7 protein-coding genes are annotated in these 9,660 nt (G+C 40.5%); 6 read left to right on the top strand and 1 reads right to left on the bottom strand.

The genetic code is table 11. The features are described 5' to 3' along the window. Positions 1 to 3,444 (top strand): collagen-flanked surface repeat-containing protein (locus tag GEZ85_RS09065; RefSeq protein ID WP_153214840.1); only part of this gene is annotated, 3,444 nt, incomplete at its 5' end. Positions 3,445 to 3,680: 236 nt separating this feature from the next. On the opposite strand, the gene GEZ85_RS09060 is transcribed toward GEZ85_RS09065, so the two are convergent. Then, on the bottom strand, positions 3,681 to 4,229 hold the full coding sequence (locus tag GEZ85_RS09060) for an NADPH-dependent FMN reductase (protein WP_153210095.1): 549 nt from the start codon (positions 4,227 to 4,229) through the stop codon (positions 3,681 to 3,683). Positions 4,230 to 4,619: 390 nt separating this feature from the next. On the opposite strand from GEZ85_RS09060, the gene GEZ85_RS09055 reads away from it, so the two are divergent. The 5 genes from GEZ85_RS09055 to asnS all read left to right on the top strand — a co-directional run bounded on the left by GEZ85_RS09055 (position 4,620) and on the right by asnS (position 9,396). Continuing rightward, entirely contained in the window at positions 4,620 to 5,816 is a 1,197-nt protein-coding gene (locus GEZ85_RS09055) for an MFS transporter (RefSeq protein WP_153210094.1), read from the top strand. A 187-nt stretch (positions 5,817 to 6,003) separates the two neighbouring features. Then, complete coding sequence (locus GEZ85_RS09050) at positions 6,004 to 6,492, top strand: cell wall elongation regulator TseB-like domain-containing protein (protein WP_322741448.1); 489 nt, start codon at positions 6,004 to 6,006, stop codon at positions 6,490 to 6,492. Further along, positions 6,489 to 7,676: a pyridoxal phosphate-dependent aminotransferase gene (locus GEZ85_RS09045; RefSeq protein WP_153210093.1), complete on the top strand. Its 1,188-nt coding sequence runs from the start codon at positions 6,489 to 6,491 to the stop codon at positions 7,674 to 7,676. Before GEZ85_RS09050 ends, GEZ85_RS09045 begins: the two co-directional genes overlap by 4 nt. Beyond that, positions 7,669 to 8,034 (top strand): VOC family protein, encoded by a 366-nt coding sequence (locus GEZ85_RS09040; RefSeq protein WP_153210092.1) that lies wholly within the window; start codon positions 7,669 to 7,671, stop codon positions 8,032 to 8,034. The genes GEZ85_RS09045 and GEZ85_RS09040 overlap by 8 nt, the downstream gene beginning before the upstream one ends. 18 nt (positions 8,035 to 8,052) lie before the next feature. Next, complete coding sequence (asnS, locus tag GEZ85_RS09035) at positions 8,053 to 9,396, top strand: asparagine--tRNA ligase (RefSeq protein ID WP_033677725.1); 1,344 nt, start codon at positions 8,053 to 8,055, stop codon at positions 9,394 to 9,396. The last annotated feature ends 264 nt before the right edge of the window (positions 9,397 to 9,660 follow it).

The raw sequence follows: 9,660 nt of genomic DNA, 5'->3' as shown, positions 1-9,660 counted from the left end.
CAAGGACTTCAAGGTCGTGATGGTCAAGACGGAGCACAAGGTTTACCAGGACGCGACGGACGTGATGGCGCAGCAGGTCGTGACGGACGTGATGGACGCGACGGTAAAGACGTCTTGAACGGCAAAGTTAACCCAGAAGCAAATCAAGGTAAAGACGGCGATAAATACGTTAATACAGAAACAGGCGACGTCTTCGTTAAGAATAACGGCAACTGGGAAAAAGAAGGCAACATCAAAGGCCCTAAAGGGGACAAAGGTGAACGTGGAGAAGATGGTAAGACTCCAGAAGTAACTGTAACTCCAGGTAAAGATGGTCATAGTACCGACATTACATTCACTGTTCCAGGTAAAGATCCAGTTACAGTAAATGTTAAGAACGGAGAAAATGGTCTGAACGGTAAAACTCCAAAAGTTGATTTGCTTCGTGTCGAAGGACAAAATGGAAATCCATCTCATACAATTGTGACATTCTATACTGATGAAAACAATGATGGTAAGTACACTCCAGGAACTGATGAACTTCTAGGTTCTGAAATGATTAAAGATGGTGCTAAAGGTGCGGACGGACGTGATGGTAAATCATTGCTTACTGTCAAAGATGGCAAAGAAACTAAAGTTTACCAAGAAGATCCAGCACACCCAGGTCAACCATTGAACCCTGAAAAACCTCTTGCAGTTATTAAAGATGGAGTGGACGGTGTCTCTCCAACAGTAACAGCTGTTCGTAAGGATGAAGAAGGTCATAAAGGTGTAGAAATCACTGTTGATAACCATGATGGTTCACAACCAACTACAGTCTTTGTTAAAGATGGTGCTAAGGGAGAAACTGGTGCAACCGGTCAGGATGGACAAACTCCTACAATCACTACTCAACGTGGACAAGATGGCCAAAGCACTGTTGTAACTATCACAACACCAGGTAAAGATCCAGTAACCTTCACTGTAAAAGATGGTAAGAATGGTAAAGATGGCCGTACACCAACTATTGACTTAAATGCATTGGTGGAAGCAGTTAGAAGAGGTGCTGGATCAACTTCTAATTCACAACCTTCTGGAACATCAAGAAGTGCAAGAAGAGCAAGAAGTGTAGGAGATAATCCAGATGAAGTAACTCCACCAGCTCAACCAGCATCTTCAGATTCAACAGCATCACAACCAGTAGATGGTACTCGTATTACAGCATACTATGATAACAATGGTAACGGTAAATACGATCCAGGTGTGGATGAATTAATTGGTACAAGTGATATCTTGAATGGTACAAATGGACGTAATGGTGCAGATGGAGCTTCTGGTACAGATGGCCGTAACGGTGCCGAATTATTAAGTGGAGTTACTGCACCAACTGCTAAAGATGGTAAAGATGGTGATACTTACATCGATGCTAACACAGGTGATGTTTACAAGAAAGAAAATGGTTCTTGGAACAAGATTGGTAATATCCGTGGACCTCAAGGAGTAGCCGGCGAAAAAGGTGAAAAAGGTGAAAAAGGTGAAAAAGGTGAAAACGGAGCTAATGGAGCAGACGGTAAATCACCAGTTGTAAATGTAACGGACAATGGAGATGGAACACACTCTATTACTGTTAGAAACCCTGATGGTTCTGAATCAACAACTAAAGTTAAAGATGGTAAAGACGGTAAAACTGCCAATATCACTACAACAGAAAATCCAGATGGAAGCCACACAATCACTGTAACAAATCCAGATGGATCAACAAAAGAAACTGTTGTTAAAAACGGTAAAGACGGTAAGACTCCAAAAGTTGAAGTGACTGATAACAACGATGGAACTCACACAGTTAAAGTTACGGATGGAGATGGCAATGTTACCAACGCTATCATCAAAGATGGTAAAGACGGTAAAGCTGCAACAGCAACAACAACAGAAAACCCAGATGGAAGCCACACTGTAACAATCACTAACCCAGATGGAACTAAGAATGAGTTTGTTGTTAAGAATGGACGTGACGGTGTTGACGGACGTACTCCAACCGCATCTGTTCGTGATAATGGTGACGGAAGTCATACAATCGTTATTACAAATCCAGAAGGTGTAACAACTGAAACCACAGTTCGTGATGGTAAATCACCAAAAGTTACTATAACTGATGAACAAAATGGAACTCATAAGATTTCAGTTCTAAATGGTGACGGCACAACTACTGAAACAATCATTAAAGATGGTAAATCACCAGTAGCGACTGTTACTGACAACCATGATGGTACTTACACAATTCGTGTAGAAAACGGTAATGGTACTGTTTCTGAAACCACAGTTCGTGACGGTAAATCACCAACTGCTAAGGTTGTGGATAACGGAGATGGAACTCACACTATCACAGTTGTGAACTCAGACGGTACAACTACAACAACTACAGTTCGTGATGGTAAAGAACCAAAACTTGAAGTGATTGATAACAACAATGGTTCACATACTATTAAAGTTACTGGAGCTGATGGTAAAGAAACGACAACTACAATCTTTGATGGTAAATCACCAAAAGCGAACATCGTTGATAACGGAGACGGAACTCACACATTAACAATCGTTGATTCTGATGGCCGTGAATACAAATCTATTATCAAAGATGGTAAAGACGGTAAAGATGGAGTTTCACCAACTGTAACTGTTAAAAATAATAACGATGGAACTCACGTTGTTACAATCATTAATCCTGATGGAAGTAAGACAGAAATGGTGATTAAAGACGGCAAAGATGGTAAATCACCAAAAGTTTCTGTTGAAGATAATGGAGATGGTAGTCATACAATCACAATCATCAATTCTGACGGAACTGTGACAAAAACAGTTATTAAAGATGGCAAAGATGGTAGAGATGGACGTGATGGTCGAGACGGCAAAGACGGAAAATGTGGATGCCAAGACAAACCAGTAACACCATCAAATGACAAACCAGTTCCTCCAACACGTAATGTGCCAGAAGGACCAACGTTTGCAATGCCAGAACCACCAGTTCATGAATTGCCAGAATTCAACGGTGGTGTGCCAGGAATGCCAGAAGTTCATGAATTGCCAGAATTTAACGGTGGAGTACCAGGTATGCCTGAAGTTACTGAAGTACCAGAATTAGATATGCCAACAGTACCAGCACAACCAACACCAAGTGTACCGGTTAAACCTGTGCCAGCGCAACCAACACCAAATGTACCGACACCAGAAGTGCCAGTACAACCAACTCCAGTTGTTCCAACACCAGAAGTACCGGTTAAACCAGTACCAGCGGTTCCAGAACAACCAGTAGTACCAACACCGGCTCAACCAGCAACTCCAGTAAATGCTAACCCAGTAGTACCAACTACAGTTAAAGAAAACCATGGGGACAAATTACCAGAAACTGGAAGCCAATCTGATTATATCTCTGTTCTTCTAGGTAGCGGTATTCTATTGAGCCTATATGTAGGTCGAAGAAAAGAAGATTAATCAGCAAAAAGCAGTCACTAATTTCTCGAAAGAAGATGATAAGTGATAGATCTCGAATGAAAGAATATTCTTAGAATGATTTTCCTATGATGGAAAAGACTGCTAAAAACCTTGAGTGGTAACGCTCAAGGTTTTTTTGGATGAGTGATGTTTGTCTGAAAATCTTGATTGAGTCTAAAAATGCCACCCTATTAGGTGGCGATCATTGATTTAGACTTTTAAAAATTCTTTATTTTTTACTGAATTGCTGCGAGCAAGTCTTGAGCTTGTTTCTCAAGTGAGTTTAGGACTGTTTCTTCGAGAATCAATTTTCCATCTGCCCAAGCAGAGTCGTTAACACGTGCAGCAGTGAAATCCCCAACGATTTGTGTACGGATAAATGGCAAGAGGTCCTTGTAGATAGCGAAGAGTTGATCGTGACCTGCATTGGCTACAGATGATACGGTGACAAACTTGTCTTGAAGGGCAGAAGCTCCACGTGTATCAGACAAGTCAAGGGCACGAGATAGCCAGTCAAGCAAGTTTTTCACTGTACCAGGGATAGAGAAGTTGTAGACTGGAGAGAAAATCCAGATAGCATCCGCAGCGAGAACTGCTTCACGAGCAGCCGCTACAGCTGGATGTGTTGGAACTTCCAAATCTTGGCTGAAGAGAGGAAGGGCTGAATAATCAAGGTAGCTAACTTCCGCTTTACCAGCAAGTGCTTTCTCAGCTTCGAGAGCCATTTGGTGGTTGAAAGAACCTTGACGTAGGGATCCGACGATAAATAATACTTTTTTAGACATGATGTGTCTCCTTTTTCTTAAAATTTCGAGAATTGCCTCGTTGTTATAAAATATATTACAACAAAAGAAAACACCTTGCAAGAAATTTGCTCAAAGATAATTAAAACTATAAAATTGTAGAATATCTAATCACTTGCGACTGGAATGCATTTGGTTTTCGCAGAGTATTCCTATATTCTCTTGTAATATGATGACATAAGTGATAAAATAAACAAGAAAACTCGCAATAGAAACCGCAGAACAGCTATTTTCCGGTATCATTTCATAAATCATTAAAGGAACAATAATGGCATTGAAGAATGCTTCTAAAAAGGGGTGGAGATCATGTAAGGCAAAGATTAACAAGTGACGGACAAAAGAAATAATAATACACTTGTTAAAGGAGAAAAAATGTTAATAAGAAATTATCGGAAAAATATTGGCCTGATGGCCGGAGTTGAGTTTTTTGCATTTTTAGGGATTACCAGTTTTTGGATTCTCTTTCTCAGTCAAAACGGCATGTCTCTTTGGCAGATTGGACTTCTGGAGAGTATTTTTCATACGACCAGTCTTCTCTGTGAAATTCCATCTGGTATGTTAGCTGACCGCTATTCCTATAAGACCAACCTTTATTTAAGTCGTATAGCAGGAATTGTGTCTTCTATTCTCATGTTGGCTGGGCAAGGAAATTTTTGGATTTATGCACTAGCTATGGCGATAAATGCCTTGTCTTATAATTTTGATTCAGGAACAAGCGCAGCAATGGTCTATGACTCGGCTGTAGAGGCTGGACTCAAGAAGCGTTACTTATCTATTTCAAGTTTTATGTCAGGAGTAGCAGAAGGAACTCGGTCTTTGGGGACAGTGTTGGCGGGATTTTTTGTCCATGGTCAATTGCACCTGACCTACTATATCATGATTGCCACTTCTATCATAGTTCTTTTTCTGATTTGGATGCTGAAAGAACCCAGTGTCAAGCTAGAAAAAGCTGATAGTGTGACTATGAGACAGATTATTTGGACTGTTAAGGAAGAGTTAGAGCGAAATCCCATGCTCTTCAACTGGATGATTTTATCTCAGATTGTCGGAACACTTATGTGCATGTTTTATTTTTACTATCAAAATCAGTTACCGGATTTAAGTAGCTGGCAAATTTCAGCAGTTATGCTACTTGGAAGTCTCTTGAATATCCTTGCAGTCTATCTAGCGAGTAAGATTGGAAAGAGATATGCTGCCTTGAAGCTTTTCCCTATCCTCGTGCTGCTGACTGGAGTCACCTATATGCTGTCCTACTTTGGAACACCTCTAATCTATATTTTGATTTATTTGATTAGTAATGCTCTATATGCTCTTTTTCAGCCGATTTTTGACAATGATTTGCAAGAGCGCCTCCCAAGTGAAGTAAGGGCAACCATGCTGAGTGTCTACTCTATGATGTTTAGCCTGAGTATGATTGTGTTCTTCCCACTGACAGGCTGGTTGATTGACCATTTAGGCTTTGTTGTAGCATTTCTTTATCTAGGATTCTTTTTAGTCATGATTAGCCTTCTACTGCCTATCTTTTTAGGAAAAATGGCTAAAAGAATAGATGATAAAATGATTCTATAAATTAAAAGAAATTCTAAAAACTTGAGTACCAAAGCTCAAGTTTTTTAATAGGTTGATTTTGGAGCTGTCTTTACTTTTCTTGCTCGGTTTTAAACAAGAAAAATCGGTTTATTTTGAAGGAAGAAATAAAGTGCGATTGTTCTTGCATTCACTTGTAATAAAGCCCAATAGATGGTAAAATAGACGAGTGAAAAAAAGACAAAATAAAGCAAAAAATAATCTACTGTGGCAGTATGGTCTAGGAATGACGATTTTATTTGTGGTTATCAGTGCTTCCTTTCTGTATCTGGTTTCTCTCGGCATGAAACCCTATCAAACAGCTAAAAGTGAAGGAGAAAAATTAGCTCAGCAGTATGCAGGATTAGAGCAAGCTGATCAGGTTGATTTTTACAATGGCTTGGAATCCTATTACAGCGTTCTTGGTCGTAATAAACAGCAAGAAGCGCTTGCTGTTCTGATTGGAAAAGATGACCATAAGATTTACGTTTATCAGCTAAATCAGGGTATTTCACAAGAAAAAGCAGAAGCTGTTTCTAAGGAAAAAGGAGCTGGCGAGATTGACAAGATTACCTTTGGCCGTTATCAAGAAAAGCCAATCTGGGAAGTCAAGTCAGGCTCTGATTTTTATCTAGTAGATTTTGAAACCGGAGCATTGGTCAATAAGGAGGGCTTATGAAACTATCCAACCGTGTTTTAGAAATGGAAGAAAGTGTTACTTTAGCTAGTGATGCGAGAGCAAAAAAATTAAAAGCTCAAGGTAAGGATGTCCTTTTCTTGACCTTAGGACAACCAGATTTTCACACTCCTGAAAATATTCAGGATGCAGCAGTTAAAGCTATTCGAGAAGGACAGGCTTCCTTCTATACAGTAGCTTCAGGTTTGCCTGAGTTAAAAGCAGCAGTCAATACCTATTTTGAGCGTTATTATGGTTATTCCGTAGCGGCCAACGAAGTCACATTTGCTACCGGTGCTAAGTTCTCACTCTATACTTTCTTTATGGCTGTGGTCAATCCAGGTGATGAAGTTATTATCCCAACCCCATATTGGGTCAGCTATGGAGATCAGGTCAAGATGGCAGAAGGTGTGCCAGTCTTTGTTCCTGCTAAGGAAGACAATCACTTTAAGGTGACCGTAGAGCAGTTGGAAGCAGCTCGCACAGACAAGACCAAGGTTTTGGTGTTGAATTCGCCATCCAATCCGACAGGAATGATTTACACCCGTGAGGAACTCTTGGCTATCGGAAATTGGGCTGTTGAACATGACATTCTCATTCTAGCAGATGATATTTATGGTTGTTTGGTCTATAACGGGAATGAGTTCGTACCAATCTCTAGTCTATCAGAAGTCATTCGCAAGCAAACCATTGTCATTAACGGTGTATCAAAAGCTTATGCCATGACAGGTTGGCGGGTAGGTTATGCAGTGGGTGATCCAGAAATCATTGCTGCTATGAGCAAATTGACAGGTCAAACAACTTCTAACCTAACTGCTGTTTCACAATATGCAACTATCGAAGCCCTAACTGGACCGCAAGATTCTGTGGAAGTTATGCGTCAAGCATTTGAAGAACGTCTCAATACCATCTATCCACTCTTGTGTGAAGTCCCTGGTTTTGAAGTTGTCAAACCACAAGGAGCTTTCTATCTCTTTCCAAATGTCAAAAAAGCTATGGAGATGAAAGGTTATAGCGATGTAACAGCATTTACAACGGCTATTCTTGAAGAAGTTGGTCTGGCCTTGATAACAGGAGCAGGATTTGGAGCGCCAGAAAATGTGCGCCTCAGCTATGCGACAGACCTAGATACGCTTAAAGAAGCAGTTAGTCGCTTGAAAGCATTTATGGGTAGTGAGAATGATTGATCATTTTGAAATTAAGGTAAAGGATTTACAAATTTCAGAAGGATTTTATAAGAGATTTCTCGCTCCTTTAGGATATGAATTGGCTTTTAGGACTAGTTCTCTAATCAGTTTTCTTGCCCCAAATAGCCCTCATCCTGGTGGTGATTTTTGGTTGGCTCAGGGGACACAAGATCCTATTCACTTTGCTTTCTTAGCAGAAAATAAGGAAGAGGTTCAGGCTTGTTATGAGGCTGGTTTGGAGGCAGGTGGGAGAGACAATGGAACTCCTGATTATCGCAGTGAGTATCCGATTTATTATGCTGCTTTTATGATTGACCCAGATGGGAACAATATAGAGGTAGTTTGCCATAAAGAATAAAAAAGAAAAGGAAAAATAATGACAAAACGTGTAACGATTATTGATGTAAAAGACTATGTTGGTCAGGAAGTGACGATTGGCGCTTGGGTTGCCAACAAATCAGGAAAAGGGAAAATTGCCTTCTTGCAATTGCGCGATGGAACAGCCTTCTTCCAAGGTGTTGCCTTTAAACCAAACTTTGTCGAAAAATTTGGTGAAGAAGTGGGACTTGAGAAGTTTGATGTTATCAAACGTTTGAGCCAAGAAACGTCTGTTTATGTGACAGGGATTGTCAAAGAAGACGAACGTTCTAAGTTTGGCTATGAGTTGGATATTACAGACATCGAAGTGATTGGTGAATCTCAAGACTACCCAATCACACCAAAAGAACACGGAACAGACTTCTTGATGGACAACCGTCACTTGTGGCTCCGCTCTCGTAAGCAAGTAGCAGTGATGCAAATCCGTAACGCGATCATCTATGCAACTTATGAGTTCTTTGACAAGAACGGCTTCATGAAGTTTGACAGCCCAATCCTTTCAGGAAATGCAGCAGAAGATTCAACAGAACTCTTTGAAACGGACTACTTCGGAACTCCAGCCTACTTGAGCCAATCAGGGCAGCTTTACCTAGAAGCAGGTGCTATGGCTCTTGGTCGTGTATTTGACTTTGGTCCAGTATTCCGTGCTGAAAAATCAAAAACACGTCGTCACTTGACTGAGTTCTGGATGATGGACGCAGAGTACTCATACTTGACACACGATGAGTCACTTGACTTGCAAGAAGCTTATGTAAAAGCTCTTCTTCAAGGTGTTCTTGACCGTGCGCCTCAAGCCTTGGAAACCTTGGAGCGTGATACAGAACTCTTGAAACGCTACATTTCAGAGCCATTTAAACGCATCACTTACGATCAAGCTATTGACCTCTTGCAAGAGCATGAAAATGATGAAGATGCTGACTACGAGCATTTGGAGCATGGTGATGACTTTGGTTCACCACACGAAACGTGGATTTCAAACCACTTTGGTGTGCCAACATTTGTCATGAACTATCCAGCAGCCATCAAGGCCTTCTACATGAAACCAGTTCCTGGAAATCCAGAGCGCGTGCTTTGTGCAGACTTGCTTGCTCCAGAAGGTTACGGAGAAATCATCGGTGGCTCTATGCGTGAGGAAGACTACGATGCATTAGTTGCTAAGATGGATGAACTTGGCATGGATCGTACAGAATATGAATTCTACCTTGACCTTCGTAAATACGGTACTGTACCACACGGAGGATTTGGTATCGGTATCGAACGTATGGTAACCTTCGCAGCAGGAACAAAACACATCCGTGAAGCCATTCCATTCCCACGTATGTTGCACCGTATTAAACCGTAAAAATAAAATAAAAAAAAGAGGATAGACAAAACTCCTTGAAATTATAAAAATGCATAGTATCAGGTATTTGAAAACTTTGATATTATGTGTTTTTTTAGAAGAGTCTGGGATAAAAGTCTAACCTTAGATATAAAAAGCGGCTCTTTGTCAACTGTAGTGGGTTGAAGAAAAGCTAAGCTCGAGAAAGGACAAAATTTGCCCTTTCTTTTTTGATGTTCAGAGCAATAAAAATCCGTTTTTTGAAGTTTTCAAAGTTTCGAAATC

This window comes from Streptococcus mitis (assembly GCF_009496205.1).
Lineage (GTDB): Bacteria > Bacillota > Bacilli > Lactobacillales > Streptococcaceae > Streptococcus > Streptococcus mitis_BN.
Note: the sequence above shows the minus strand (reverse complement) of the source record. Positions and strands in the feature narration are given on the sequence as shown.